This window comes from Kosakonia sp. Marseille-Q7440 (assembly GCF_965119485.1).
The window spans coordinates 753,538-780,419 of record NZ_CBCPLT010000001.1 but is presented as its reverse complement, the minus strand read 5'-3'; the positions used below and the strand labels follow the sequence as shown (position 1 = coordinate 780,419).

Sequence of the window (26,882 nt, the reverse complement as noted above, 5' to 3'; positions counted from 1 at the left end):
GCTGATGTTTGGAAATGCATTTGGCGTTAAAAAGCGCCGCAGTGATGAAGCAGAAAAACCATTCTGGATCTCCTATGCCGACCTGATGACCGCCATGATGGTGTTATTCCTGGTGGTTATGGTGGCATCGTTAAGTTCCGTTACCCAGCGCATTCAGCGTGCGGAGCAAGGAGAAAAAGTCAGAGGACAGGATATTGCCAAGTTATGTGAGCGCCTGGAGCTTCATGCCCGCACTGTGAACAAAACCATCGTGGTAGATTGCCATGATAACCGTATTAGCTTTGGTGAAGCCGGGCGTTTTGACCACAACCGTTTTTTTCTGAATGCTGAAGGGCAAAAAGCACTGCAGGATGTTGTTCCGCTGGTGCTGGAAGCTTCCGACAGTGAAGAGGGCAAAAAGTGGTTTAAGCAGATCGTCATTGAAGGGTTCACCGACACTGATGGCTCTTATCTCTACAATCTACATCTCTCTCTCCAGCGATCTGAATGGGTTATGTGCAGTTTGCTCGATAGCCGCAGCCCTCTGCAAAAAAACATTTCTACAGAGCAACAGATACAAATCCGTAAGCTTTTCCTTGCTGGTGGTGTCTCATTTAATAATGCGAAAGAGAGCAAAGAAGCCAGCCGCCGCGTGGAATTGCGCATGCAGTTCTTCGGGCTTAAGGATAAACGTAATGGGGCCGAAGAGGTGGATTTTCCTCCGGTCGTTAATAAAGAAGTTTGCCAGCTGGTAATGCCACAATGACACCCGCACTGAAGTCTTTATCTCAGCGTATTGCAGCGAAGCTATCTTCCAGCCAACAGGGTGATGATTATCTGCGTAATGATTTTGACGCGCTAGCTTCTGCTGGCCGCGATATGGAAAAGCGTTTTGAAAAAACAGATAGAATCCCTGCACCTCCACATGAAATGCGCCTGGCAGCCCTGCGTCGTTTTCGTCTTGCAGAAAAGTTGAACGAACGTGAGTGGCGGATGGTGTTTTATGGCCTCGCCGATAATGACCCGCTATACCCCGACCGGCCAGTATTACTGGAGGATGATACATTCTTCCCCCTTGTAGACAGTGCTATAAAAAAACAGATTGAGTCTAAAAAATTGAAGCGCAAGGACTGGGCGGCACTCTGCTCAAGTTATTTTGCTTACAGGCACGAGTCTCCTGAAAAAAACCCGCACTGGTGTGTGCTGCGTAGTCATATTGCCCAAGGTTACTCAGTGGTAAAAGCCACCATCCGCAGAGAAAAGTCGTGGATGAAAACCATAGAGTTTTATCACGACATTTTTACGCCTCAGGCTGGCGGCGTGATATCCCAGCAGCTACTTTCCGGTGAAAGCAATTCCCTGTCATCATTAGAAAAAATAGCGCAAATTCCTGATAGCAGCTGGTTGTGGAAGCGTATTTTCACGGTGCTGCTGGCGCAGCTTGATACTCTGGACGATCCTCAATATCTGGAGAAAATCAGTTGGCTATTGGGCCTTGCCGCACAGTGGGTACGTTTTCGCGATGACATCATGACGGCAATACTGACCCGTTACTATCACTCCACTTATCGGGATCAGGCTCATTCAGCTTTAAAACAAGCTGCACTGGAATACTGGGATAACCCGCAACTGAAAAGCCAGCAGAATAAGTGGCATCAATATGTTTCAGAAGCCGTCGCAGCAATGGTGCGAGGCTGGCTGGCTAAACAGGATTTGATGCATTTCTTCGAGCTATTGCGTGGCAATGGTGATGTCGATCAGGCACGACTCCACTATTGGCTGCGTTTCGCCAACCAAATGGGATTCACCCGCATCGTGATGGGGCCTGATGCCTTGCACGATCGTAGCAGCGATTTTGTGAAATTCCGCGACGAGAATAAAGGGCGGTTGAGCCATTTACGTAGTGGTCGTAGTTTTGATAACGCCATGATCATGCAGATTAACGATTATATTTTTGTGGAGTTTTCTGGAACAGGTAACGCGATGTATGCATATCGTGTGGGCCAAGCTCCATTTAATCCAGAGTCGCAATCATTGGATATTAATATCCAGTTAAAAGATAAATACCGTAATGTTCTTCGCCTTCCCCATACCCCACGAGCCGAAGGATACAACAAGATCCGGATCACCGGCTGGATGCTGAAATACGAAGATGAACTGCGCAAGCTGGGTATTCGCTGGATGGCGGAAGAACCGGTCAAATTTGTTGATAAACAAGCGCCCTCTCCCGCCTCTGTATCTAATATAAAAATCATCAATCCATTGCGTGATACGGCAATACAGCGGCTGGTAGAAAACACTTCATGCACCGTCAGCGATAATCGCCCAAAAGGTGGGGGTTTATCTATACAGCTCAAATCTCCCAACGACACAGTGGAAAAAGAGTTGCTAAGACTCGGATTCACCCCTGTGGCTAAAGAACAGCATCGTTACTGGATCAAATAATGCTTAAACGTCTGCTAAGTAAACTGACGGGAAACCGTCAGCAGATAGAACGCCATCTGAAGAATCAGTACCAAATCGAGGAGAGTGGACTCAGCTTCCCACTGTCATTAGTTGAAGACTCACAGCTTTGGGCGCTGGCATCCTGGCTGGAGCAACTGGCTGAAGAAGACTATCTGATATCGCTTACAGACAGATGGTTATTAAGTTGGGAAGCGATGTATCGCCTGCTCGATGATGAAGAACATGCCAGTAGCTTGCCTCTTATTGGGGTACCTGATGTACTGCCTTTACGAGCAAGCCTGTGTTCACGTGGAGCATTAAGCGATAATGACTTTCGTGTCTGGATTGCTGAATGGGCCACGCTTCCTGCCCTTCGCCCCATCCATTTCAGTCGGACTGGTGCCATTTTTACCTACGAAAATCAGCAGCATTTGTTATCGCGGGAGAACTGGGCGCTATTACAAGCAACAGAACAACTTAATGCCCAACAAACCCAGGCTCCTGGTGAAACTACTAACCAGTTGGGATGGGCTACTATCCGCAAATGTGCAAAAAAAGCAGCCGCAAAATTTGATGATTATTTAGATAAAACGCGAGTCGTTAAACCCACCTCATTGTCATTACGTCTGCGTAAAGCAACGGTTGCCGATACTACTGTTATTGAAATTGAACCTCATTTTGATGATCAGCCAGATAACTGGCTAGGCAGTTTCGACAAGAATTCGCAGGTACACAATAGCTACCGCATCCCCGGAGCAAATGGCGAACTCAGCCATGTCATCATCACTCCCGAAGTGAAAGAAGTCCTGAATTCAATACATTCAATTCCCGGTCGTCGAGTAGCGGGAAGCGAAGCGCTTTCCTTTGTTCGCAATCCCTATACCTTTTTGGGCGAAGATGCCGCGGATGTTATCGCTCCGGAAGAACATGAGCAGGCACTGTTTGATGCGAGAATCTTCTTTCATCATTTCAGGTTAATACCCCAGCAGAGTGCTGAGAATAAGATCTCGGAAGTTATGCTGATACTTGAACCTATTTCACCGATTCCGCAGCCTGAGGTCACATTTGTATTCTCCGCCCCCTGGGAGCTTGAAAAATTTCTACAGCAACTCGGTATCAGCGTCGCAGCAAAGATGCCAGCAGGCGCCTGGCAAGGTTACGAACTGGAATTAAGCCAATTTACTGAACAGCAGTGGCACGATTGCCAGGCCTTACTCACTCGCTGGCAGCAAGAGATTGAAGGAAAAGAATTTAGCGATGTGCTGGATATTGCTAAGTATGGCGATCGGGTGATTGGTATTGGTGAATTTGAAAAAATATCCTCGCCCTGGCTGACCAAAGCGCAAAGTGAAAACTGGCTGCCCGATGACATCGATTTCTCGAAATTTTCAGTCGAAACACTGGCTGGTTGGCAACGTGAAAATCTCCATCATCTCGATCAACTACAGCAAAGAATTACTCAGGCAGAAATTGCTGGTGAAGCACAGATCATCGCCCCATGGAATGATAAACCACTGCCGCTTGAAGCAGCCAAAACGTTTATTAAGAATTGGCAAAAGCAAGAGAACACTGTGGATGACTCTCAAAATAACGTTGCAGATAAAACGACGCGGGCCGTACTCAAAATTGAGCAGAATATTGAAGAAGCGGCCTATATCAAACAGCGTCGCGATTCGCTCCTCAATGCCCGTCATGCAGAACCTGAAATTCCGTTGTGCCTTAAAGAGAAAATCCAACTCAAAGATCATCAACGTGAGGGTGTGGCCTGGCTTCAACAACTCTTCCTGCGCTCTCCAGAGGAAACTGCAGGCTGCCTGCTGGCGGATGATATGGGGCTGGGGAAAACGCTGCAAATTCTAAGCTTCCTCGTATGGTTCATTGAAAAATTTCCCCACGAGCCACCAAGTCTCATTGTTGCCCCTGTCTCACTATTAGATAACTGGGAACGTGAGCTGGAAAACTTCTTCTATACCTCAGGAATACAGGTGCTGAAGTTGTATGGCGAGACCATTAAAGCGGTGAAATATCCCAAACAGGCTATTCCTGTTCATCTGCAATCCCAAGGGATCAAAAATCTGCTTAAACCTGGCTGGCAAGGTGAGGCAAAAATCATACTGACAACCTACGAAACGCTTCGCGATCAAGAGTTTTCTCTGGCACGCCAACCCTGGTCCATCATGGTATGCGACGAGGCGCAAAAAATAAAAAATCCTGCTGCGTTAATCACACATGCCGCCAACGCAGTTCAAGCCAGGTTCAAAGTAGCTTGTACAGGTACTCCTGTCGAAAACACCCTTGTAGATTTGTGGAGCCTGTTTGATTTCGCACAACCGGGCTTATTAGGGGCGCTCAATGAATTTGGCAAATATTATGTTCGCCCTATCGAAAACGAAGCGGGCCGTGATACGGAACGACTAGAAAGTTTACGAGCGTTGATTGAACCTCAAACATTGCGCAGAACTAAAGAAGAGGTAGCACGGGATTTGCCGCAAAAAATTGAAGTGGCCGATTGTAAGCGACTCCCTCTTTCCGCACCTCAAAAGCAACTGTATCTCTCTTCGGTTGCCAACTGGCAGCAACAACAGGCCCTGAGCGAGGGAATGCAGCAGGCAGGGGCGGGGATGCTGGGGTTATTACAGCGGTTAAAACTCATTTGTGCACATCCGGCAGTCGTTAGTCCCGAGCCACGCTATCGAGAAAGCTCACCGAAGCTTAACTGGATGCTGAATAAGCTGGATGAAATAAAACATACCAGTAAAGACAAAGTGATTATTTTTACAGAGCTTCGCAATCTGCAACGAGAAATTCAGCATGCTATTCAGCAGCGATTCGGTTTACGTCCGGTAATTATTAATGGTGATACCAGTACCAAAAGCCAGAGCCAGAATAGCCGCCAGCGGTTGATTGATGATTTTCAGGCTCAACCGGGCTTTGGCGTGATTATTCTTTCCACAGTAGCAGTTGGCTTCGGAATTAATGTCCAGAAAGCCAATCACGTTATTCATTTCACTCGCTGTTGGAATCCGGCGAAGGAAGATCAGGCGACCGATCGCGCCTATCGTATTGGGCAGACAAAAGATGTGTATGTGTATTATCCGACGGTCACGGACAACGATGTCACAACGTTTGAAGAAACGTTGGATGCTTTACTCAACCGCAGGCGCGCACTTGCGCGAGATATGCTTTGTGCTTCCCCAGATTTAAGCGGTGCCGATTTCGAAGAAATGTTCAAAGGAGCATGAATAAGATATCAACACCATTACATTTCGCGCTGGCGTAAACATATTAGAAACCTCAGCATACGGGCTTAGGTTGATTTCGGTAGACCGGGAAAGTTTTGAAGTGGTGCCGATAATAGGAGTCGAACCTACGACCTTCGCATTACGAATGCGCTGCTCTACCAACTGAGCTATATCGGCCCTGCGAGGTGTTCACGAGCGTGAATCACGGGTTAGAAGGTTAAAACTAAGCGGGTGATGCGTCAATGCCCCTGTGAATCAAACGGCTACTTTTGCATCACCCGACTTTATTTACGCACGAATGGTATCGTCACCAAAACCGATCCACTTATAAGTGGTCAGTGCTTCGAGACCCATCGGGCCGCGCGCGTGCAGCTTCTGCGTGCTGACCGCCACTTCCGCGCCGAGGCCAAACTGGCCGCCGTCGGTAAAGCGCGTCGAGGCGTTCACGTACACCGCTGAGGAGTCGACCTCGTTGATAAAGCGGTTGGCGTTGCGCAGGGTGCGGGTGAGGATCGCATCAGAGTGCTGCGTGCCATGCTGGCGAATATGACCGATCGCATCATCGAGATCGGCGACGATCTTCACATTCAGATCCAGTGACAGAAACTCATCGTCATACTGCTCCGACTTTACCGCTTCAACCTTCGCCGGGCCGCTTTGCAACAGGGCGAGCGACTGCTCGTCCGCATGCAGCGTCACGCCGCTCTCCGCCATCTGCTGGCTGAGCGCTGGCAAAAAGGTGCTGGCAATGCCCTGATGCACCAGCACCGTCTCGACGGTGTTACAGGTGCTCGGGCGCTGGGTTTTAGCGTTGACGATAATCTTCAGCGCCGGGGCGATCTCTGCCGTCTCGTCGACCAGAATATGGCAGACGCCGATACCGCCGGTGATAACCGGGATCGTTGACTGCTCGCGGCAGAGCTTATGCAGCCCTGCCCCGCCGCGCGGGATCAGCATGTCGATGTACTTATCCATGCGCAGCATCTCATTGACCAGCGCGCGATCCGGGCTCTCAATCGCCTGTACCGCGCCCGCCGGTAAACCGCACTCCTCCAGCGCCTGCTGAATCACTTTCACCGTCGCGGCGTTGGTGCGCCAGGTCTCTTTCCCGCCGCGCAGGATCGCGGCGTTGCCGGTTTTCAGGCACAGAGAGGCGACATCCACGGTGACGTTCGGGCGCGCTTCATAAATCACGCCGATTACGCCGAGCGGCACGCGGCGTCGCTCGATGCGCAGCCCGCTGTCCAGCACGCCGCCATCAATCACCTGGCCGACCGGATCAGCGAGTTTGCACACCTGGCGCACATCGTCGGCAATGCTTTTTAAGCGCGCCGGGTTGAGCGCCAGGCGGTCGAGCAGCGCCTCGCTAAGACCATTGCCGCGCGCTTCCTGCAGATCCTGCTCGTTAGCCAGCAAAATCGCCTCGGACTGCGCCTCTAAATAGTCGGCAATCTTCTCCAGCACGCGGTTTTTTTCCTGGCTTGTGAGCAACGCCAGCTTGTACGACGCAGCTTTCGCCGCGATGCCCATCTGTTCCAGCATACCTCTGCTCCTTAACGGGTGATCATATCGTCGCGGTGCACCGCGACAGGGCCATACTCATAGCCCAGAATCTCATCAATCTGCTGCGAGTGGTGGCCGGCAATCCGGCGCAGCGCATCGCTGTTGTAACGGCTTACGCCGTGGGCGATATCGCGCCCCTGCAGATTACAAATGCGGATCACTTCCCCACGGGAGAAGTTGCCTGTCACGCTCTTGATCCCTTTCGGCAGCAGCGAGCTACCACGCTCAAGAATGGCGGCGGTTGCCCCTTCATCAACGGAGATCTCACCGGCAGGCGGTGCGCCGAAGATCCAGCGTTTACGGTTCTCCAGCGGCGAAGTCTGGGCATGAAAACGTGTGCCGACCGGCGTGCCGCTCACCACATCGGCAATCACGCCAGGCTTGCCGCCTGCGGCAATAATCGTCTCGATACCAGCGCGGCAGGCAACGTCGGCGGCCTGTAACTTGGTGCCCATGCCGCCGGTGCCGAGGCCGGAAACGCTGTCGCCCGCAATAGCGCGCAGCGCGTCATCAATGCCGTAGACATCTTTAATCAGCTCCGCCTGCGGGTTGTTGCGCGGATCGGCGGTAAACAACCCCTGTTGATCGGTCAGCAAAAGCAGCTTATCGGCTCCGGCCAGAATCGCCGCCAGCGCCGAGAGGTTATCGTTATCGCCGACTTTAATCTCCGTGGTCGCCACGGCGTCGTTCTCGTTAATCACCGGCACGATGTTGTTATCAAGCAGCGCGCGCAGCGTGTCGCGGGCGTTGAGGAAGCGTTCGCGGTCTTCCATATCGGCGCGGGTCAGCAACATCTGACCAATATGAATACCGTAAATGGAGAAGAGCTGCTCCCAGAGCTGAATCAAACGGCTCTGGCCAACGGCCGCCAGCAGCTGTTTTGAGGCGATGGTGGCGGGCAGTTCCGGGTAGCCCAGGTGCTCACGCCCGGCGGCGATAGCGCCGGAGGTAACGATTACTATGCGATGCCCGGCGGCGTGCTGCTGCGCGCACTGGCGCACCAGCTCCACAATATGGGCGCGGTTCAGGCGACGGGAACCGCCTGTTAAAACACTGGTGCCGAGTTTTACCACCAGCGTCTGGCTGTCACTCATGATTCTCTGCCGTTTTTAGAAAAAATAAGAAGTTTATTAGTAATCAGACGTTGTAACAGGAGTGAGCGCGCTTGCCAACCGCCAGCGTGAATCGACCACTTTTTTGTTGCGCGGGATCAGCAAGCGTAGCGGCAGAGTTTGACAATTTTATGGCAAACACAAAAAAACATAACTTTTTCAAATTACTCTTACTTTGTCATAAATCTTTCATTTCAGAGCGTTACAACCCTTCCTGTTTTTCACGGGGCGAGAGCCCAGCGAATAGTGGCGCGTTAGTTCAATCAGGAATTCAAAATGAAAAAGAGCACTCTGGCATTAATGGTACTGGGCGTTGTTGCATCGGCTTCTTCTGTTCACGCGGCGGAAGTCTATAACAAGAATGGCAACAAACTGGACGTGTACGGCAAAGTGAAAGCCATGCACTACTTCAGTGATGACAACAGCAACGACGGTGACAAAACCTACGTGCGTTTCGGCTTCAAAGGTGAAACCCAGATTAACGACCAGCTGACCGGTTTTGGCCGTTGGGAATCTGAATTCGCCGGTAACAACGACGAAACCACCTCGGGCCAGAAGACCCGTCTGGCCTTTGCCGGTCTGAAAATCAAAGATTTTGGTTCTATCGATTACGGTCGTAACCTCGGCGTGCTCTACGACGTGGCCTCCGTGACCGATATGTTCCCGGAGTTCGGCGGCGACTCGCTGGCCCGTACCGATAACTTTATGACCAAGCGCACCACTGGCGTGGCGACCTACCGCAACACCGACTTCTTCGGCATGGTGGATGGCCTGGACATGACCCTGCAATACCAGGGTAAAAACGAAAATGGCCGTAACAGCATCATCAAGCAGAACGGCGACGGCTGGGGCACCTCTCTGGCCTACGATTTCGGCGGCAGCCCGGTCACGATTATTGGTGCTTACGCCAACTCTGACCGTACTAACGCGCAGAACACCGCACTGGCGCTGGGCCGTGGTCAGAATGCCGAAGCCTGGGCGACCGGCGTGAAATATGACGCCAACAACGTCTACCTGGCGACTTTCTACTCCGTCTCATACAACATGACGCCGGTCTCCTCTTCGCTGGGCTTTGCCAACAAAGCGCAGAACTTTGAAGCCGTCGCGCAGTACCAGTTCGACTTCGGCCTGCGTCCGTCCGTGGGCTACGTGCTGACCAAAGGCAAAGATATGGAAAACGGTATCGGCGGCGAAGATCTGGTGAACTACATCGACGTTGGCGCCACCTACTACTTCAACAAAAACTTCTCGGCGATGGTCGATTACAAAATCAACCAGATCAAAGACGATAACAAACTGGGCATTGCTGACGACGACATCGTTGCAGTTGGCGTGACCTACCAGTTCTAAACCCTGTAGTGACCCTCGTTATATGAAATGCCCTCGGTTGAGGGCATTTTTTTCCCGTCTGATGGGAGAAAGCAGGCCAGTGCCTGTTCATGCCCGGCGTGCGAAGAGCAGCCGGGCATTTTTTATCGGGGGCGTTATGCGGGGAGTTTTAACTTCTCTTTGAAGTCATCGGCAGGTTCAAGCTTCAGCTCAAGGGAGGCTAACAGCGTACGCGCGCGCTCGTGGAAGTCGCGCAGCGTTTTTTCCAGACGGTCGACCACTTCCTGGTCTTTGATAGCGGTGGGTTTCCAGTGCCCCTCTTTGTCGAAGAGCCCAAAGTGGTAGCGGTAGGTAAAGCGCTTCTCCTGCGCTTCCATTTCCATCCACCATCCCCAAAACTCGCGTTTTTCCGGCGCGGGTTTCACATTCACGCAAACTGCCAGGCAATCAAAGAAAAAACGGTTTTCTTCGCACTGCTCTTCGCGGATATAAGGTCCTAGCGCAGTAAACTTTTTAATCAACCTGCTTCTCGGATGTCCACTTGGTAACGTCATTGCGATCTCCTTTTGTGATGCAACTGTTTTACCAAATCAATGGAAATTCTCAAAGTATTAACCGAACTGATGGTTGATCCAGTCAACAATCTTTCTCAGCGCAGCGTCAAAATTGCGATAAACCGGGTTAAACGGGATGTCGAGCAGCTTTCCATTACTGGATGAAGAGGTGATTAAGCGCGACTCCGCCTCCGGGCTGAAGGGATCGTTTTGCCAGAAACCGGACAGAATCGGCGTCGGGCAGCGGCGGCCGAGTAACCCCTGCGTTTTTAATGAATAGCGGTTAAGTTCAACGCGCAGCGCCTCATCGGAAGCGTCATGCATGCCTAAGCGGCTGGCGAGCACATCGAGATACATCTCCGGCACATCGCCCTGGCGCAGCGGCTCGCTAAGCAGGGAATGCACCACCGGCCCGAGGCAGGCCACCGCTTTCAGGCGCGACGCTTCGAGATAGGCCAGTCGCACCGCCACGTTGGCACCAAAGCGAAAACCAAATGCTGCCACGCGGGTGTGATCGACCCACGGAATGTTCGGCAATGCCTGGAGCGCATGCTGATGCAGCAGGCTGGAGTCCTGGGTCAGCTTCCATTTAGTAGAGAAGCCCACCGAGGGCATATCGAGCGTCAGCATGGCAATGCCTTTCGGGGCCAGGTAGCGCTCATAGAGGGTGTAGTAATCAATCTGCAAACCATCCAGCCCGCCGCACATCAGCACCGTCGGGAAGGGGCCTTCGCCTTCCGGCATATGCAGAAAGCCGGTAACCGGCGCGCCGCCGGGAATGGCGAACTCCAGCTCTTTAATGCTACCCGGCAGGCGCTGCGCGGCCTCTTCATAGGCGCGGTTAGCCAGCGCCTGCGCCTGCTCGGCCAGGCTATCGCCTTTAATGTGGGGATAGGCCGCGATGCTATATAAGTTGGAGGCGTGCAGCCAGTGGCGGCCGCTCAGCGCACTGTCCGTCTCCTGCATCGCTTTTTGCTGCCAGCTCATCGCCTGCGCGGACCATTCATAGATCCAGTTGCCGTTGCGGTAGCCGACCACCGTATCGAGCAGTTCCGCGTCGGTGCGCTCGGCCTGGCTCATCACGATGCGCGCCTGCACTTCGAGGATCTCGCGCGCGTCGATGCCGCGCCAGATCCACATCAGCCGGTTGATCATCCGGTACCACTGCGGCACGTTTTTGCCATCCAGCGCGGACTGCACGGGCGGCTGCACGCCAGGGTTAAAGCGGCGCACCAGCGTCGAGGTCTCAGGGTATTTAAAGCGGGGTTTGAACAGCGTTTCGCTAAGATTTGACTGGGGCATGGCGCGCAGCTCCTTAAAATTCACCGGAGGGCATTGTAACCCGTGACGCGCCAAAAAGAACAACGCCCGGCAGAACCGGGCGTGTGTACAACAGGAGGGATTAACGGCCGCTGATTGGCGGAACGAAGGCTACGCCCATATCCCACGGCTGTTCAATCCAGGTATCCTGCGGGATATCAATCACATAATCGTTCACCAGCGGGCGACCGGCCGGCTTGGCGAAGATAGTGACAAAATGTGCTTTCGGATACATTTCGCGGATCGCTACGGCGGTGCCGCCGGTATCCACCAGATCGTCAATCACGATAAAGCCTTCGCCGTCGCCTTCCGCGCGCTTCAGTACTTTCAGTTCGCGCTGGTTGTCGTGGTCATAGCTGGAGATACAAACGGTATCGACATGACGAATACCCAGTTCACGCGCCAGCAGCGCGCCTGGAACCAGACCGCCACGGCTTACGGCGATAATGCCTTTCCACTGTTCTGAAGGCATTAAACGGGCAGCAAGTTTGCGGGCGTGAATCTGCAACATGTCCCAGGTGACGACGTATTTTTCGCTCATGTGAAGTGTCCCAGCCTGTGTTTTACGGCTTAAAAAGTGTTCGAGGGGGAAATAGGTTGCGCGAGATTATAGAGATCTGACGCGCTAAAAACCAGTGTTACCCGGCATCGCCGCCGCTTTTTCCCCAATCCCGTGCTCGCGCTGTCGCCATAAAGTGGTATTCTCAACCGCATCTCGCAAGAGGGTCTTGCGATTCGTTTATCTAACCCGCGACCTGCACGCAACCTGTTCGCAGGCGCTTTTAAGGAGACTCATCGTGTCTGAACTGTCTCAACTATCTCCGCAGCCGCTGTGGGATATTTTTGCCAAAATCTGCTCTATTCCGCACCCGTCTTACCATGAAGAACAGCTCGCCGAACACATTATGGGCTGGGCGAAAGAGCAAGGCCTGCACGCAGAGCGCGACCAGGTGGGCAATATCCTGATCCGCAAACCGGCCACCGCCGGGATGGAAAACCGCAAGCCGGTCGTGCTGCAGGCGCACCTCGATATGGTGCCGCAGAAAAACAACGACACAGAACACGACTTCACCAAAGACCCGATTCGCCCCTATGTTGACGGCGAGTGGGTAAAAGCGCGCGGCACCACGCTTGGCGCGGATAACGGCATCGGTATGGCCTCTGCGCTGGCGGTGCTGGCAGATTCCACCGTGCAACACGGTCCGCTGGAAGTGCTGCTGACCATGACCGAAGAAGCGGGCATGGATGGCGCATTCGGTCTGCAACCCAACTGGTTACAGGCAGATATCCTGATCAACACCGACTCTGAAGAAGAGGGTGAGATCTATATGGGCTGCGCGGGCGGTATCGATTTCATCACTACCCTGCCCCTGACCCGCGAAGCGGTGCCTGCCGGTTTTGAAACCGTCAAACTGACGCTGAAAGGGCTGAAAGGCGGCCACTCCGGTGCCGATATCCATTTAGGTCTGGGCAACGCCAACAAACTGCTGGCGCGCTTCCTCGCCGCGCACGCCGCCGAGCTGGATCTGCGTCTGCTCGACTTCACCGGCGGTACGCTGCGTAACGCCATTCCGCGCGAAGCGTTCGCCGTGATCGCCCTGCCGGCGGATAAAGCCGCACAGCTGAAAACCCTGGCGGATGAGTACCAGGCGATCCTGAAAAACGAGCTGGAAGCGAAAGAGAAGAATCTGGTGGTGCTGGTCGATAGCGTAAGCAGCGACAAAGCGGCGCTGACCGCGCAGTCGCGCGATGCCTTTGTTCGCCTGCTGAACGCCACGCCGAACGGCGTGATCCGCAACTCCGACGTCGCCAAAGGCGTAGTGGAAACCTCGCTGAACGTCGGCGTGGTCACGTTGCAGGATGAGAGCGCGGAGATCATCTGCCTGATCCGCTCGCTGATCGATAGCGGTAAAGATTACGTGGTAAGCATGCTGGAATCGCTGGGTGCGCTGGCCGGTGCGAAAACTGCGCCGAAGGGCGGCTACCCGGGCTGGCAGCCGGATGCCCAGTCGCCGGTGATGGCGCTGGTGCGTGAAACCTATCAGCGTCTGTTCAACAAGATGCCGAACATTCAGATTATCCACGCCGGTCTGGAGTGTGGTCTGTTCAAAAAACCCTATCCAGAGATGGATATGGTGTCGATTGGGCCGACCATTACCGGCCCGCACTCGCCGGATGAGCAAGTGCATATCGAAAGCGTGGGCCACTACTGGACCCTGCTGACCGAACTGCTGAAATCTATCCCGGCTAAATAAGCCTGCTGTCCGCGCCGCCCGGCGCGGACATTTTCCTTCTTTTACTGCGCTTTAAACCCTGGCCCCTTAAAGGTGCGTACCGGGTTGCCGCGCTCTATCTGATGATGAAACAGCCTGCGTTCCGACTTAAGCGCCGCGCGCTCGTCATCCTGCGCCTGCTCCAGACGGTGTGAAATCAGCAGCATCGCCAGCCGCTTATTCGCATGCTGGCTGCGCTCCGACTGCACTTTTACGCTAATGCCGGTGGCAATATGCGTGGCGCGCACAGCGGAATCGGTTTTATTCACGTGCTGGCCGCCCGGCCCGGATGAGCGCAGCGTCTCAAAGCGAATCGCACTATCCTGCAACGCCGTCTGCGGAATGAACTCCGCCACGCCGATAAACCAGTTCTTCCGTGCATGATTGGTGCGATAGGGGCTCGGGCAGATCCACTGCACCGTGCCGCACCAGCGCGCACTCAGCGCCTGCGCGTTTTCGCCATCGAGTGAGACCAGCACCGAGCGGTAGGCGCCCGGCTGGCGCGCCGCTTCCGTTTCGATCACCGCCAGCGACACCTTTTGCGCCTCAGCCTCTTCCATCAGCCGCGCTAACGCTTTACCCACTGCCAGGCAGCACTCATCAGGCCCCTGCGCGGAGGAGAGTTGCAACAGTCTCATTCGCCCGCCCCTCCGCTCACTTTCAGGGTTAACACCGGGCGCAAGCGCGCAACCGGCGTCACTAAATCGGCATCGACCAGGCACTCAAGCACGCTCTCAACCGACTTATACGCCTGTGGCGCTTCTTCATAGATCAGCTGACGATCGCGGCAAATCACCCGGCTGCCGAGCGGCGTGCGCGCCAGCTGTGCCGGGGTGAATTTCCCGGACAGACGCCCTTTGCACTCGGTGCGCATCCATTTGCGTCCCGCGCCGTGCGCCAGCGAATAGAGGCTCACCTCGCTCACTTTTGGCATCACCAGCCAGCTGTGATCGCCACGTGAACCGGGGATCACCACCAGGCCCTGCCCGTCCGGCGTCGCCCCTTTGCGATGCAGCCAACCGGCTTCACCGCCCACGGTGCAGGCTTCAACAAAGTTGTGCGCCACATCGAGCAGCGCTTCGCCATCGGCGTTGAGATGATCGAGAATGCGCCGCACAATCAGCGCCCGGTTGATGCGGGCAAAGTTGAGCGCGTCATCGTGCTCGGCAAGATAGTGGCGAGCCGCGTCGCTCCCCTCCACCAGCCCGGCGTGCGAGAAGGCGTCGACGTGGCGGCGCAAAATCTGCTGCCCCAGTCCGCGTGAACCGCTGTGGGCCAGTAACAGCAGGCGCTGCTCATCGAAACCGCTTTGCGCGAACAGCGCCGCATCGGTCACGCTATCGACCTGTTGCAGCTCGGCAAAGTGGTTGCCACCGCCAATCGATCCCAGCGCGGCGCGCCAGGGGTGGTTTTGCCACGCATCCGGCACCGCTTCATCCAGCCAGTCGGCAGAGGCGCTATCGCCCAGCGCGCTGAGGCGTTTTTCGACCTTATCGGCGTTATATTTGCGCCGTACCAGGTCGGTCTGCCACAGCGCCATGCCGCAGCCGATATCGTTCCCGACCAGCGCCGGGTAGAAGCGCCCGGTGGAGAAAAAGGCCGCGCCAATCGGGTAGCCACGGCCGGGGTGAAGATCCGGCATGCCGACGACGCGCGTCATACCCGGCAGAGCCGCAGTGGTGTGTAATTGTTGGATCGCTGAACCTTCGATCCACAGGTTTTCCGACGCAATATAGGAGATCGCGTCTGAGATATGACAAACAGAGTTGCCCATATACCAATCCATATGTAGAGAAATAAAAGGAATTGGCAGACGAAACCAGGGGCAAGTTTTTGAAGAATTAAGCCTGGAGAGGTCTGCAAAGAGAAATCAGGGCATGGTGTGTCATGGTGAACCTCCTTTGCAGTTAATAGGGAATGAATAAACGCCGGGGATAATAAAGAAGCGGGCGGGAAATTACCACCGCAAATTCTGGTAGGGTTACAGCCCGAGCACCAGCTGGCGCTCAAGCTGCGGATCGAGCAGTGTGACGTGCAGGCCAACCAGCCGCACGCCACGCCCGCCGCGTCGCTCATCCCACGCCTGACGCGCGGTGGCGAGCAGATCCTCTTTATTCAGACACGGCCAGACATGCTCCTGGGTGGTCTGCTGAAAGTCGTTGAACTTCAGTTTCACCCCCTGGCGGGCGATGCGCAGATCTGGTTTCACCACCGAAAGCCGCCGCTCAAGCTCCGGGTAGAGCCGCTCGATAATCGCTTCGCACTCCTCCCACTGATGAATATCCTCCACCAGCGTGCGCTCAACACCGACCGATTTTCGCAGCCGCTCGCTGCTGATCTCCCGCTCATCGATCCCCTGGCTGCGCTCCCACAACACGCGGCCAAACTTGCCAAACCGCTTAAGCAGCATGGCGAGATCGCTCCTCTGCACATCTTCACAGGTGCGCAGCCCAAGGGTTTCAAGCTTGGCCGCCGACACTTTGCCGACGCCGGGAATTTTGCTTAGCGGCAGGGTGCGCAGAAAGGCCGGCACCTCCGCCGGGGTAATCACATATTGCCCGTCGGGCTTGTTGAGATCGGAGGCGATTTTGGCGAGGAACTTCACCGGCGCGATGCCCGCCGAGGCGGTAAGCTGCGTCTCATTAAAGATGGTCTGGCGGATCTCCTGCGCCATCAGCGTCGCGGAGCCGTAGCAGTGCGGGCTGTCGGTCACATCAAGATAGGCTTCATCCAGCGACAGGGGTTCAATCAGTGAGGTGTAGCGCGAGAAGATGTCGCGGATCTGGCGGGAGGCTTCTTTATAGGCGTCGAAACGGCCGGGTAACAGCGTGAGGTGCGGGCAGAGTTTCAGCGCCATCCCGGTCGGCATCGCGCTGCGCACGCCATATTTACGCGCCGGGTAGTTGGCGGTGCTGATGACGCCGCGCTGCACGCGGCTGCCGCCAATGGCAATCGGAATGTCGCGCAGGGCCGGGTTGTCGCGCATCTCTACCGCCGCGAAAAAGCAGTCCATATCGACATGTATGATTTTGCGCATGCGTACACCCTCACAGAACACTGGATAAGTATACAGCACGTTTCAGGCAAATGAGAAGCCAGCCGAGAAACCGCTGAAAAGAGGGCAATCTGCTGTTTAATTCTCAGCATTTACTTTCATAATAACCGTCGCCAAATTGCGCAGGTGGTTGAAAGGCAAAACAGAACACTTTTTGCGCGATGGCGAAAAGACAACCAACAGGATCGACAGGCGCGGAATCACCGCTATTCGGGGCTTGCGAAAAAATGTCGGAGTGCTAATGTGAGCGCTCAAAACAGAATTGTCCGAATTCTGGGCATCTTTTGCCGTTCTGGCAAAGTCGTATCCGTTTTATCAAGGAAACACGTTGTATGCGCAAAATCGCATTGTTCATTGCGATGCTTCTGATCCCGTGCGTCTCCTTTGCTGGCCTGGTTGGCAGCAACAGTGCCACTAAGCCGGTAAGCAAAGATTTTAAACAGCAGTTGATGGGGTCGCCGGTCTATATCCAGATCTTTAAAGAAGAGCGCACCCTTGATCTCTACGTCAAGATGGGCGAACAGTATCAGCTGCTCGACAGCTATAAAATCTGCAACTACTCCGGCGGCCTTGGGCCTAAACGCCGTCAGGGCGATTTTAAAAGCCCGGAGGGGTTCTATTCGGTGCAGCGCAGCCAGCTTAAGCCGGACAGCCGTTTCTATAAGGCGATCAATATTGGCTTTCCGAACAACTTTGACCGCGCCCACGGTTATGAAGGCAAATACCTGATGATTCACGGTGCCTGCGTCTCCATCGGCTGCTACGCCATGACGGATACCGGCATTGATGAGATCTTCCAGTTTGTTACCGCGGCGCTGATTTTCGGCCAGCCGAGCGTGCAGGTGAATATCTATCCGTTCCGCATGACCGATGCCAATATGCAGCGTCACAAATATTCGACCTACGCGGATTTCTGGAAGCAGTTAAAGCCGGGGTATGACTACTTCGCGGCCACCCACCAGCCGCCGATTGTCGCCGTGGTGGATGGACGCTACGTGGTCAGCAAGCCGCTGGCTACCTCCGTGCAGCCACAGCTGGCGTCAAACTATACGCTCACCGAGGCAAAATAACGCCCACTCGCCTGGCATAATCTTGTGCCAGGTTTCGTTTGCCGTTAACGGCTGCGTCGCAATCACGGTGACCACATCATTCGGTGTGGTCTCACGCTGAAAATCGATCTCCACATCCTGATCCAGCAGCTTCGCCACGCCAAACGGCGCGCGCCGGGTAATGCAGAAGAGATTGGTGGAGCAGAACGCCATCACATAGCGCCCGTCCGACAGCAGCATATTGAACACGCCCTTCTCACGCAGCTCCAGCGCAAGCGTCGCAATGTACTTAAACACTGCCCCCATATTGCCCGGCGTGCGCGGGTAGCGCTGCGTCAGCTTGTGCAGCATCCAGCAGAACGCTTTTTCGCTATCCGTTTCCCCCACCGGGCGGAAGTTGCCGGTCTGCAAAGATTTATAGCCCGTTAACTGACCGTTGTGGGCATACGTCCAGTTGCAGCCCCACAGTTCGCGGGTAAAGGGATGGGTATTTTCCAGCGCCACTTCGCCGCGGTTCGCCTGGCGAATATGGGCTATCACCGAGCAGGACTTGATCGGGTACTCCTGCACCAGCTTAGCGACAGGCGAGTTATAGCTTGGTTGCGGATCTTTGAAGGTGCGACAGCCTTTGCCTTCGTAGAAGGTGATACCCCAGCCATCTTTATGCGGTCCGGTTCCCCCGCCGCGCTGGACGAGACCGGTAAAACTAAAGCAGATATCGGTCGGCACGTTAGCGCTCATCCCGAGCAGTTCGCACATAGTCACCTCCACAACCGCCTCAATCTGAGAAGGCGTTATTGTTGCAGCCCGTCAGATACGGGCAGCGCCGCGATGACCGCGCCTGAGCGCAGGAACGTTGAGCACTGCCCGGCTTGAACAGGGCAAATAAAAAGCCTGCTTTATGCCTTAACCATCTCTTTTTCGATAAGCTGAATCAGGATATGGATCACTTTGATATGGATCTCCTGAATGCGATCGGCATAGCCAAAGTGCGGAACGCGAATTTCGATATCCGCGGTGCCGGCCATTTTGCCGCCATCTTTACCGGTCAGGGTGATCACTTTCATCCCCTTCTCACGCGCTGCGGCAATCGCTTTGATCACGTTGCCAGAGTTACCGGAGGTGGAGATCCCCAGCAGCACGTCGCCCTCACGGCCAACGGCTTCTACATAGCGGGAGAATACATAGTCGTAACCGAAGTCGTTGCTGACGCAGGAGATATGGCTGACGTCAGAAATGGCGATTGCCGGGTAGCCAGGACGGTTTTCACGGTAGCGCCCGGTTAACTCCTCTGCGAAGTGCATCGCATCGCAGTGCGAGCCGCCGTTACCGCAGGACAACACTTTGCCACCGGCTTTAAAGCTGTCGGCCAGCAGCACCGCCGCGCGCTGAATAGCGTGAATATTGGCTTCATCTTTCAAGAAATTCGCCAGCGTTTCCGCCGCTTCGTTCAGTTCGTTACGAATAAGATCCTGGTACATGAGGATATCCTTCAGCATAAATGTAAATAACACTGCGCAGTGTACCGGATAGGCTTTCAGCCGAGAAGCTAAAGCCGCCGCTCCCGCCGCCGTTTTCATTTTCCGTGCGCAAAACGACCTCAACAATGTGAACCAGGTTGTAATTATTTTGTAAACACATTGCTAAAAGAAATGACATCCACTACAAACAATACATCACAAGTGGTCAGACCTCCTACAAGAAGGGAGCTTTTCGTTATGATGATTTTGAGTATTGTCGCAACGCTCGTTCTGCTCGGTGTGCTCTTCTATCACCGCGTTAATCTGCTGCTCAGCAGCGTGATCCTGCTGGCATGGACCGCAGCCCTTGGGCTGGCGGGCATCTGGTCTCTCTGGATGCTGGTGCCGGTGGCGCTTATCCTCCTGCCGTTGAACTTCACGCCGATGCGTAAATCCTTTATTTCCGCACCGGTGTTCCGCGGTTTCCGCAAAGTGATGCCGCCGATGTCGCGCACGGAAAAAGAGGCCATCGACGCAGGTACCACCTGGTGGGAAGGCGATCTGTTTCGCGGTAACCCGGACTGGAAAAAGCTGCACAACTACCCGCAGCCGCGCCTGACCGCAGAAGAGCAGGCCTTTATCGACGGCCCGGTTGAAGAAGCGTGCCGCATGGCGAACGACTTCCAGATCACCCATGAGATGGCCGATCTGCCGCCGGAGCTGTGGGCTTATCTTAAAGAGCACCGCTTCTTCGCGATGATCATCAAAAAAGAGTACGGCGGGCTGGAGTTCTCTGCTTATGCGCAATCTCGTGTGCTGCAAAAACTCTCCGGCGTCTCCGGCATTCTGTCGATCACCGTCGGCGTGCCTAACTCCTTAGGCCCGGGCGAACTGCTGCAACACTACGGCACGCAGGAGCAGAAAGATCACTACCTGCCACGCCTTGCGCGTGGGCAAGAGATCCCCTGCTTTGCGCTGACCAGCCCGGAAGCGGGTTCCGATGCGGGTGCTATTCCCGATACCGGCGTGGTCTGCATGGGCGAGTGGCAGGGCGAGCAGGTGCTCGGCATGCGTCTCACCTGGAACAAGCGTTACATTACGCTGGCGCCGATTGCCACCGTGCTTGGCCTGGCGTTTAAACTCTCCGACCCGGACAAACTGCTGGGCGGCGCGGAAGAGCTGGGCATTACCTGTGCGCTGATCCCGACCTCGACGCCGGGCGTGGAGATTGGTCGTCGTCACTTCCCGCTTAACGTTCCGTTCCAGAACGGCCCGACGCGCGGGAAAGATATCTTTGTACCGATTGATTACATCATCGGTGGCCCGAAAATGGCCGGTCAGGGCTGGCGTATGCTGGTCGAGTGTCTCTCCGTTGGTCGCGGCATCACCCTGCCCTCCAACTCAACGGGCGGCGTGAAATCGGTCGCGCTGGGCATTGGTGCTTACGCCCACATTCGCCGTCAGTTCAAAGTGGCGATTGGCAAGATGGAAGGTATCGAAGAGCCGTTGGCGCGTATTGCCGGTAACGCCTATGTGATGGACGCCGCGGCGTCGCTGATCACCTACGGCATTATGCTCGGCGAAAAACCGGCGGTGCTGTCGGCGATTGTGAAATATCACTGTACCCACCGTGGTCAGCAGGCAATCATTGATGCGATGGATATTGCCGGCGGTAAAGGCATTATGCTCGGCGAAGGTAACTTCCTTGCCCGTGCTTACCAGGGCGCGCCGATCGCCATCACCGTTGAGGGCGCTAACATCCTCACCCGTACGATGATGATCTTCGGTCAGGGGGCAATTCGCTGCCATCCGTATGTGCTGGAAGAGATGGCCGCCGCACAAAACAACGACGTTGATGCATTCGATAAGCTGCTGTTTAAACATATCGGCCATGTCGGCAGTAATGAGATGCGCAGCCTGTGGCTCGGCCTGACGCGCGGTTTAACCAGCGCCTCACCGACCGGGGATGCCACTAAACGTTACTACCAACACCTGAACCGCCTGAGTGCCAACCTGGCGCTGCTCTCGGATATCTCAATGGCAGTGCTCGGCGGTAGCCTGAAACGCCGCGAACGCATCTCCGCTCGTCTGGGTGATGTGTTAAGCCAGCTGTTCCTCGCCTCGGCGGTGCTGAAGCGCTACGACGATGAAGGTCGCCAGGAAGCGGATCTGCCGCTGGTGCACTGGGGCGTGCAGGATGCGCTCTATCAGGCTGAGCAAGCGATGGTCGACCTGCTGGAGAACTTCCCGAACCGTTTCGTCGCGGGCATGCTGAGCTTTGTCATCTTCCCGACCGGCCGCCACTACCGTGCGCCGTCCGACAGGCTTGACCATAAAGTGGCGAAGATCCTGCAAACGCCAAACGCTACCCGTTCGCGCATCGGTCGCGGTCAATACCTGACCCCGAGCGAGCACAACCCGGTCGGGCTGCTGGAAGAGGCGCTGGTTGATGTAATGGCCGCCGACCCGATCCATCAGCGCATCTGTAAGTCGCTGGGTAAAAACCTGCCGTTTACCCGCCTGGACGATCTGGCTAACCAGGCGCTGGCGAGCGGGCTAATTAACCAGGACGAAGCGGCGCTGCTGATTAAAGCGGAAGCGAGCCGTCTGCGCACCATCAACGTCGATGACTTTGAACCGGATGCGCTGGCGACCCAACCGGTGATCCACACGCCGGAAAAGCTGCGCAAGCCCGAAGCCGCCTAAGCGCCTGACGGCTCCCTCCTCCTTCGACAAAACCCGCAACCCTGCGGGTTTTTTTCGTTTTTTGGCGTGCTACAGTGTGCCGATGCTGTCTGAAGGGGAGTCGCGATTGTGCCTGGATTAAAAATTACGCTGTTACAACAACCGCTGGCGTGGATGGATGGCCCGGCGAACCTGCGCCATTTTGATGTGCAACTGGAAGGGATTAGCGGGCGCGATGTGATTGTCCTGCCGGAGATGTTCACCACCGGCTTTGCGATGGAAGCCGCCACGCGGTCGTTATCGCAGGAAGAGGTGGTGAGCTGGATGCGCGATAAGGCGCGGCAGACTAACGCCCTGATCGCTGGCAGCGCAGCGCTGCAAACGGATCGCGGGGCGGTGAACCGCTTTTTGCTGGTCGAGCCGCAGGGCGAGGTGCATTTTTACGATAAGCGCCATCTCTTTCGCATGGCGGATGAGCATCACCACTATCAGCCGGGTGAGACGCGCGTGATATTCGAGTGGCGCGGCTGGCGCATAATGCCGCTGGTCTGTTATGACCTGCGTTTTCCGGTCTGGTCGCGTAACCGCGATGAGTACGATCTGCTGCTCTATGTCGCTAACTGGCCTGCGCCGCGCTCCCTGCACTGGCAGTCGCTGCTGCTGGCCCGCGCGATTGAGAACCAGGCTTGGGTAGCAGGCTGTAACCGCGTTGGCAGCGACGGGAATGGTCACCACTATCGCGGCGACAGCCGGGTGATTAGCCCGCAAGGGGAGATCGTCGCCAGCGCCGACGCGCACCTTGCAACGCGCATCGACGCCGAGATGTCACTCACCGCGCTGAAAGAGTACCGCACCCAATTCCCCGCCTGGCAGGACGCCGATCCCTTCACTCTGGAATAATTCGTAGGCCGGATAAGGCGCAGCCGCCATCCGGCAATGAGCAACAATGAAAATGCCGGATGGCGCGTACGCTTATCCGGCCTACAAAACCGCAGTTCCAGCGATACCGGTTTCGCTTTTATCTGCAATATGAAAGCGAGGGGTTGTGTCCCCGCTGAAATCGGCGAACCGAAGCGTGAATGACAAGGTCTGGACGCCATGGATGGCGGACAGAGGCGAACCGAGACAGGATGTCGAGTCGAGCCGGCCGCAGTCAGGCACGCGGGAGGTGAGCGTAGTGCGCAGCACCGATTTCCTTGCGGGGCCGCGGGGATTGACAAGGGGAGCGCGGCCGCTTCCCTTGTCCCGTTCACCGCACAAGAGATTAATGAAACTCTCTAACGTTTGGTGAACGGGACTCTTCCACCAATGCCCCATGCAAGCCCCATTGCCGGATGGCGCTCACGCTTATCCGGCCTACGGGAGCGGAGCCCCCTTAACTCACCAATGCCTGCCCATCTTTGCGGCTCTCGGTGGCGGCAACATACTGCCCCTCCGGCATCCGGTAAATCACCTGCGCGCCGCCGAAATTGTACCCCGCCTGCGGATCCTCAACGGTAATCTGATGCCCGCGATCGCGCAGCGCAGCGATCACATTGTGTGAGAAGGTCGACTCAACAATAACCTCCCGTCCGCGCACCACGCGCCAGCGCGGAGCGTCAATCGCCGCCTGCGGATTCTGGCCGTGCTGCATAATGCGCAGCGCCATCTGCATATGCCCCTGCGCCTGCATCGGCCCGCCCATCACGCCAAAAGACATCAGCGGCTTGCCGTCTGCGCCCATCGCAAAACCGGGAATAATGGTGTGGAACGGACGCTTACTGCCCGCCAGCGCATTCGGGTGTTTCGGATCGAGCACAAAGCCGCAGCCGCGGTTTTGCAGGCTGATACCGGTCTCCGGCACCACCACACCCGAGCCAAAGCCCATAAAGTTGGACTGAATAAACGACACCATCATGCCGTTTGCATCCGCCGTTGAGAGATAGACCGTGCCGCTCTGCGTCGGCGAACCGTAGACAAAATCGGAGGCTTTATCAGGGTCGATCAGCGCCGCGCGGGTTTTCAGGTAGCTGTCGCTGAGCAGCAGGTCAGCGGCAAACTCGAGGTGATCTTCATCGGCGATATAGCGATCGAGATCCGCCAGCGCCAGCTTCATCGCCTCAATAGACAGATGCAGCGACTGCACCGAATCGGGATCGTAGCGGCCAATATCGCACTGTTCGAGAATGCCGAGGGCAATCAGCGTCGCAATCCCTTGCCCGTTCGGCGGCAGCTCCTGCACCGATCCACCGGCAAAATCACGCGACAGCAGCGAGACCCAGTTGGCTTCGTGATTCGCCAGATCCGCTTCGCTCAGGTGCGCGCCGTGCTGCTTTGCAAAGGCGGCAATCTTCTGCGCCAGCTCGCCGCGGTAGAAGGCTTCACCATTAGTCTCGGCAATCAGCTCCAGCGTGCGCGCCTGCGCCGGGTTACGGAAGATCTCGCCGATTTTCGGCGCACGGCCTTCAGGGGCAAAGCACTCGCTAAAGCCCGGCTGATCTTTCAGCTTGTTATAACCGCGCTGCCAGAGATGGCCAATCAGCGGCGAGACGGGAAAACCGTTACGGGCATACTCAATTGCCGGTTGCGCGAGCGTGGTGAGCGGCAGCGTGCCGAAGCGCTCTGCCAGCGCCACCCAGCCGGAGACCGCGCCGGGCACCGTCACCGCGTCCCAGCCAATCTCCGGCACCGCGTCAAGACCGGCAAAGAGATCCGCATGCCAGCTGGCGGGCGAGCGGCCAGAAGCGTTCAGCCCGTGCAGCTCTTTGCCATCCCAGACGATGGCAAAGGCATCGCTGCCGATACCGCAGCCGGTCGGCTCTACCACCGTCAGCGCCATCGCCGCGGCAATCGCCGCATCCACCGCGTTACCGCCCTGCTGCAACATACGCATTCCGGCCTGTGCCGCCAGCGGCTGCGACGTTGCCACCGCGTTTTGGCCAATCATCGGCGCGCGGTGTGAGGCGTAACCGACGCTAAAATCAATCGCTTTAGTCATGCAAACTCCTTAGTCGTGGCGCGGATCGAGCGCGTCGCGCAGCCCGTCGCCGAGTAAATTGAATCCCTGCACGGTGAGGAAGATCGCCACACCGGGAAAAATCGACATCCACGGCGCCTGCTCGAGGAACCCTTTTGCCGTGTTAAGCATGGCGCCCCACGAGGGGTATGGCGGCTGCTGCCCGAGGCCGAGAAACGAGAGGCTCGCCTCCGTAATGATCGCCGAGGCGATGGCGAGCGTGGCCTGCACCAGAATCGGCGACATCACGTTGGGCAGTACGTAGCGCACAATGATCCAGCGGTCCGGCAGACCGATGGCGCGCGCGCCGTCGATATACTCTTCATTGCGAATAGCGATCACCTGGCCGCGCGTCAGGCGGGCAAAGATCGGCATCGCCGAGAGGCCAATGGCGATCATCGCGTTGGTCAGGCTTGGGCCGAGAAACGCGCCGAGGGCAATCGCCATAATCAGAAACGGACAGGCGAGCAGCGCTTCGATAAAGCGCGAAATCACCCCGTCCCACATCCCCTGAAAATAGCCGGCCAGCAGGCCGAGCGGCACGCCAATCACCACGGCGATCACCACCGAGACGCAGCCCGCCAGCAGCGAGGTGCGTGCCCCCCACACCATGCGCGAGAGAATGTCGCGCCCCAGCTCATCGGTGCCAAACCAGTGGAGCACCGAGGGGGCTTTACGCACCGCCAGAAAATCGGCTTTGACCGGATCAAACGGTGCGATCCACGGTGCCAGCAGCGCGATAAGCACAAAGATGCCGACAATCACCGCGCCAAGCACCGCGCTTTTGTTGGCGAGAAATTTCTTCAGTACCCGGTTTTCATTGCGCGGCAGCGTAGCCGCCGCACCGACAGAGGTGAGTTCCGCCATTATTCGCTCCGCATTTTCGGGTTGATCAACACATACAGCACGTCGGCCAGCAGATTGAGGGCGAGAAAACCGATCGCCACCACCAGCACCACGCCCTGCACCACCGCGTAGTCGCGGTTGAAGACGGAATCGACAATCATCTTGCCGAAGCCGGGAATGGTAAACACCTGTTCGGTGAGCACCGCGCCGCCGAGTAATTCGCCGAACAGCAGCGTTGTCAGGGTGATCACCGGCACCAGCGCGTTACGAAAGGCGTGCTTCATGATCACCGCTTTCGGTAACAGTCCTTTGGCACGCGCGGTGCGGATGTAATCGGCTTTCAGCACCGCAATCATCGACGCGCGGGTGTGGCGCATCAGCGTCGCCGCAAGGCCGGTGCCGAGCACCAGTGACGGCAGCAGCAGCGTGCGCAGGTTTTGCAGCGGATCTTCCGCAAAGGGCACAAAGCCGGAAGCGGGCAGCCACTGCAAATTGACCGAGAAGATAAGGATCAGCAGAATCCCCAGCCAGAAGTGCGGCACCGAAATCCCCGAGATGGCGACGAAGTTGGTGCCGTGATCGATCCAGCTGTTCTTATTCACCGCCGCAAGGATGCCCATGCTGATACCGACCAGCAGCGCGATGATCATCGCCAGCAGCGACATCTCCAGCGTCACCGGCAGCTTGGCGGCAATCAGATGGGTCACCGGCTCCTGCGTGCGTAAAGAGACGCCAAGATCCCCCTGCAACGCGCGGGTCAACCAGTGGAAATATTGCACCGGAATCGGTGCATCCAGGTTCAGCTCCGCGCGCAGATGAGCGATCACCGCCGGATCGCGCTCCTCGCCGAGCATGGCGGTGATCGGATCGCCGGGCAGCAGCTTCTGCAACCCGAACACCATCATGCTCACCAGCAGCAGGGTTGGCACCGCGAGCATCAGGCGTTTGCAAATGAGTTCCAGCATGGTCTCTCCT

The 26,882-nt window shown here is 56.1% G+C and carries 21 protein-coding genes and 1 tRNA gene; 8 read left to right on the top strand and 14 right to left on the bottom strand.

The features are described 5' to 3' along the window. Window positions 1-4: 4 nt before the first annotated feature. Genes zorB1 through zorD form a run of 3 tightly spaced genes read left to right on the top strand, consistent with a single transcriptional unit; the run spans window position 5 to window position 5,666 of the window. Window positions 5-745, top strand: coding sequence for a type I Zorya anti-phage system protein ZorB1 (gene zorB1 / locus ACWPW2_RS03460; protein WP_279792622.1), 741 nt, complete (start codon window positions 5-7; stop codon window positions 743-745). Continuing rightward, complete coding sequence (gene zorC, locus ACWPW2_RS03455; RefSeq protein ID WP_454121641.1) at window positions 742-2,424, top strand: type I Zorya anti-phage system protein ZorC; 1,683 nt, start codon at window positions 742-744, stop codon at window positions 2,422-2,424. The genes zorB1 and zorC overlap by 4 nt, the downstream gene beginning before the upstream one ends. Beyond that, complete coding sequence (gene zorD / locus ACWPW2_RS03450) at window positions 2,424-5,666, top strand: type I Zorya anti-phage system protein ZorD (protein ID WP_454121639.1); 3,243 nt, start codon at window positions 2,424-2,426, stop codon at window positions 5,664-5,666. Before zorC ends, zorD begins: the two co-directional genes overlap by 1 nt. Before the next feature lie 101 nt (window positions 5,667-5,767). On the opposite strand, the gene ACWPW2_RS03445 is transcribed toward zorD, so the two are convergent. From ACWPW2_RS03445 to proB, 3 genes are all read right to left on the bottom strand, one after another. Then, window positions 5,768-5,843 (bottom strand) — tRNA-Thr (locus ACWPW2_RS03445). A gap of 111 nt (window positions 5,844-5,954) precedes the next feature. Then, window positions 5,955-7,208: a glutamate-5-semialdehyde dehydrogenase gene (gene proA, locus ACWPW2_RS03440; RefSeq protein ID WP_454121638.1), complete on the bottom strand. Its 1,254-nt coding sequence runs from the start codon at window positions 7,206-7,208 to the stop codon at window positions 5,955-5,957. An 11-nt stretch (window positions 7,209-7,219) separates the two neighbouring features. Then, window positions 7,220-8,323, bottom strand: a complete 1,104-nt coding sequence (gene proB, locus ACWPW2_RS03435; RefSeq protein ID WP_023479003.1) for a glutamate 5-kinase — start codon at window positions 8,321-8,323, stop codon at window positions 7,220-7,222. A 294-nt stretch (window positions 8,324-8,617) separates the two neighbouring features. On the opposite strand from proB, the gene phoE reads away from it, so the two are divergent. Then, window positions 8,618-9,691, top strand: coding sequence for a phosphoporin PhoE (phoE, locus tag ACWPW2_RS03430; protein WP_454121637.1), 1,074 nt, complete (start codon window positions 8,618-8,620; stop codon window positions 9,689-9,691). 134 nt (window positions 9,692-9,825) lie between these two features. Here phoE and crl read toward each other — a convergent pair whose 3' ends face one another. The 3 genes from crl to gpt all read right to left on the bottom strand — a co-directional run bounded on the left by crl (window position 9,826) and on the right by gpt (window position 12,085). Continuing rightward, complete coding sequence (gene crl, locus ACWPW2_RS03425) at window positions 9,826-10,224, bottom strand: sigma factor-binding protein Crl (protein ID WP_023479000.1); 399 nt, start codon at window positions 10,222-10,224, stop codon at window positions 9,826-9,828. 57 nt (window positions 10,225-10,281) lie between these two features. Further along, entirely contained in the window at window positions 10,282-11,526 is a 1,245-nt protein-coding gene (frsA, locus tag ACWPW2_RS03420; RefSeq protein ID WP_454121636.1) for an esterase FrsA, read from the bottom strand. 100 nt (window positions 11,527-11,626) lie between these two features. Then, window positions 11,627-12,085, bottom strand: coding sequence for a xanthine phosphoribosyltransferase (gene gpt / locus ACWPW2_RS03415; protein ID WP_023478997.1), 459 nt, complete (start codon window positions 12,083-12,085; stop codon window positions 11,627-11,629). Window positions 12,086-12,341: 256 nt separating this feature from the next. On the opposite strand from gpt, the gene pepD reads away from it, so the two are divergent. Next, window positions 12,342-13,799 (top strand): cytosol nonspecific dipeptidase, encoded by a 1,458-nt coding sequence (gene pepD, locus ACWPW2_RS03410; RefSeq protein ID WP_454121634.1) that lies wholly within the window; start codon window positions 12,342-12,344, stop codon window positions 13,797-13,799. Between the two features lie 41 nt (window positions 13,800-13,840). Here the strand turns inward: pepD and prfH are convergent, their stop codons facing one another. The 3 genes from prfH to dinB all read right to left on the bottom strand — a co-directional run bounded on the left by prfH (window position 13,841) and on the right by dinB (window position 16,854). Then, entirely contained in the window at window positions 13,841-14,455 is a 615-nt protein-coding gene (gene prfH / locus ACWPW2_RS03405) for a peptide chain release factor H (RefSeq protein WP_454121632.1), read from the bottom strand. Next, a complete protein-coding gene (locus ACWPW2_RS03400) occupies window positions 14,452-15,591 on the bottom strand; it encodes an RNA ligase RtcB family protein (protein WP_454121630.1) in 1,140 nt (379 codons plus the stop codon). Before ACWPW2_RS03400 ends, prfH begins: the two co-directional genes overlap by 4 nt. Before the next feature lie 207 nt (window positions 15,592-15,798). Beyond that, window positions 15,799-16,854: a DNA polymerase IV gene (gene dinB, locus ACWPW2_RS03395; protein WP_054804049.1), complete on the bottom strand. Its 1,056-nt coding sequence runs from the start codon at window positions 16,852-16,854 to the stop codon at window positions 15,799-15,801. 350 nt (window positions 16,855-17,204) lie between these two features. On the opposite strand from dinB, the gene dpaA reads away from it, so the two are divergent. Further along, on the top strand, window positions 17,205-17,942 hold the full coding sequence (gene dpaA, locus ACWPW2_RS03390; protein ID WP_023479016.1) for a peptidoglycan meso-diaminopimelic acid protein amidase: 738 nt from the start codon (window positions 17,205-17,207) through the stop codon (window positions 17,940-17,942). Here the strand turns inward: dpaA and ACWPW2_RS03385 are convergent. Continuing rightward, a complete protein-coding gene (locus ACWPW2_RS03385) occupies window positions 17,913-18,680 on the bottom strand; it encodes a class II glutamine amidotransferase (protein ID WP_454121628.1) in 768 nt (255 codons plus the stop codon). The genes dpaA and ACWPW2_RS03385 overlap by 30 nt on opposite strands. Before the next feature lie 140 nt (window positions 18,681-18,820). Beyond that, window positions 18,821-19,402: a D-sedoheptulose 7-phosphate isomerase gene (gene lpcA, locus ACWPW2_RS03380; RefSeq protein WP_023479022.1), complete on the bottom strand. Its 582-nt coding sequence runs from the start codon at window positions 19,400-19,402 to the stop codon at window positions 18,821-18,823. Between the two features lie 237 nt (window positions 19,403-19,639). On the opposite strand from lpcA, the gene fadE reads away from it, so the two are divergent. Continuing rightward, window positions 19,640-22,087 carry an acyl-CoA dehydrogenase FadE gene (fadE, locus tag ACWPW2_RS03375; protein ID WP_454121626.1) on the top strand — a complete coding sequence of 816 codons (2,448 nt, stop codon included), beginning with the start codon at window positions 19,640-19,642 and terminating at the stop codon, window positions 22,085-22,087. Between the two features lie 108 nt (window positions 22,088-22,195). Beyond that, window positions 22,196-22,966, top strand: a complete 771-nt coding sequence (locus ACWPW2_RS03370) for an amidohydrolase (protein WP_023478982.1) — start codon at window positions 22,196-22,198, stop codon at window positions 22,964-22,966. 475 nt (window positions 22,967-23,441) lie between these two features. Here the strand turns inward: ACWPW2_RS03370 and ACWPW2_RS03365 are convergent, their stop codons facing one another. The 3 genes from ACWPW2_RS03365 to ACWPW2_RS03355 are packed head-to-tail and all read right to left on the bottom strand — an operon-like array spanning window position 23,442 to window position 26,872. Continuing rightward, a complete protein-coding gene (locus ACWPW2_RS03365) occupies window positions 23,442-25,043 on the bottom strand; it encodes a gamma-glutamyltransferase family protein (RefSeq protein ID WP_454121624.1) in 1,602 nt (533 codons plus the stop codon). Window positions 25,044-25,052: 9 nt separating this feature from the next. Beyond that, window positions 25,053-25,928 carry an ABC transporter permease gene (locus tag ACWPW2_RS03360; protein ID WP_023479468.1) on the bottom strand — a complete coding sequence of 292 codons (876 nt, stop codon included), beginning with the start codon at window positions 25,926-25,928 and terminating at the stop codon, window positions 25,053-25,055. Continuing rightward, entirely contained in the window at window positions 25,928-26,872 is a 945-nt protein-coding gene (locus tag ACWPW2_RS03355; RefSeq protein WP_023479449.1) for an ABC transporter permease, read from the bottom strand. The genes ACWPW2_RS03360 and ACWPW2_RS03355 overlap by 1 nt, the downstream gene beginning before the upstream one ends. Window positions 26,873-26,882 lie beyond the last annotated feature (10 nt).

What these genes read in the sequence shown, in the direction of transcription:
- zorB1 (WP_279792622.1), top strand. Translation starts at nt 5, where the DNA reads ATGTTTGGAAATGCATTTGGCGTTAAAAAGCGCCGCAGTGATGAAGCA.
- zorC (WP_454121641.1), top strand. Translation starts at nt 742, where the DNA reads ATGACACCCGCACTGAAGTCTTTATCTCAGCGTATTGCAGCGAAGCTA.
- zorD (WP_454121639.1), top strand. Translation starts at nt 2,424, where the DNA reads ATGCTTAAACGTCTGCTAAGTAAACTGACGGGAAACCGTCAGCAGATA.
- proA (WP_454121638.1), bottom strand. Translation starts at nt 7,208, where the DNA reads ATGCTGGAACAGATGGGCATCGCGGCGAAAGCTGCGTCGTACAAGCTG.
- proB (WP_023479003.1), bottom strand. Translation starts at nt 8,323, where the DNA reads ATGAGTGACAGCCAGACGCTGGTGGTAAAACTCGGCACCAGTGTTTTA.
- phoE (WP_454121637.1), top strand. Translation starts at nt 8,618, where the DNA reads ATGAAAAAGAGCACTCTGGCATTAATGGTACTGGGCGTTGTTGCATCG.
- crl (WP_023479000.1), bottom strand. Translation starts at nt 10,224, where the DNA reads ATGACGTTACCAAGTGGACATCCGAGAAGCAGGTTGATTAAAAAGTTT.
- frsA (WP_454121636.1), bottom strand. Translation starts at nt 11,526, where the DNA reads ATGCCCCAGTCAAATCTTAGCGAAACGCTGTTCAAACCCCGCTTTAAA.
- gpt (WP_023478997.1), bottom strand. Translation starts at nt 12,085, where the DNA reads ATGAGCGAAAAATACGTCGTCACCTGGGACATGTTGCAGATTCACGCC.
- prfH (WP_454121632.1), bottom strand. Translation starts at nt 14,455, where the DNA reads ATGAGACTGTTGCAACTCTCCTCCGCGCAGGGGCCTGATGAGTGCTGC.
- ACWPW2_RS03400 (WP_454121630.1), bottom strand. Translation starts at nt 15,591, where the DNA reads ATGGGCAACTCTGTTTGTCATATCTCAGACGCGATCTCCTATATTGCG.
- dinB (WP_054804049.1), bottom strand. Translation starts at nt 16,854, where the DNA reads ATGCGCAAAATCATACATGTCGATATGGACTGCTTTTTCGCGGCGGTA.
- dpaA (WP_023479016.1), top strand. Translation starts at nt 17,205, where the DNA reads ATGCGCAAAATCGCATTGTTCATTGCGATGCTTCTGATCCCGTGCGTC.
- ACWPW2_RS03385 (WP_454121628.1), bottom strand. Translation starts at nt 18,680, where the DNA reads ATGTGCGAACTGCTCGGGATGAGCGCTAACGTGCCGACCGATATCTGC.
- lpcA (WP_023479022.1), bottom strand. Translation starts at nt 19,402, where the DNA reads ATGTACCAGGATCTTATTCGTAACGAACTGAACGAAGCGGCGGAAACG.
- fadE (WP_454121626.1), top strand. Translation starts at nt 19,640, where the DNA reads ATGATGATTTTGAGTATTGTCGCAACGCTCGTTCTGCTCGGTGTGCTC.
- ACWPW2_RS03365 (WP_454121624.1), bottom strand. Translation starts at nt 25,043, where the DNA reads ATGACTAAAGCGATTGATTTTAGCGTCGGTTACGCCTCACACCGCGCG.
- ACWPW2_RS03360 (WP_023479468.1), bottom strand. Translation starts at nt 25,928, where the DNA reads ATGGCGGAACTCACCTCTGTCGGTGCGGCGGCTACGCTGCCGCGCAAT.
- ACWPW2_RS03355 (WP_023479449.1), bottom strand. Translation starts at nt 26,872, where the DNA reads ATGCTGGAACTCATTTGCAAACGCCTGATGCTCGCGGTGCCAACCCTG.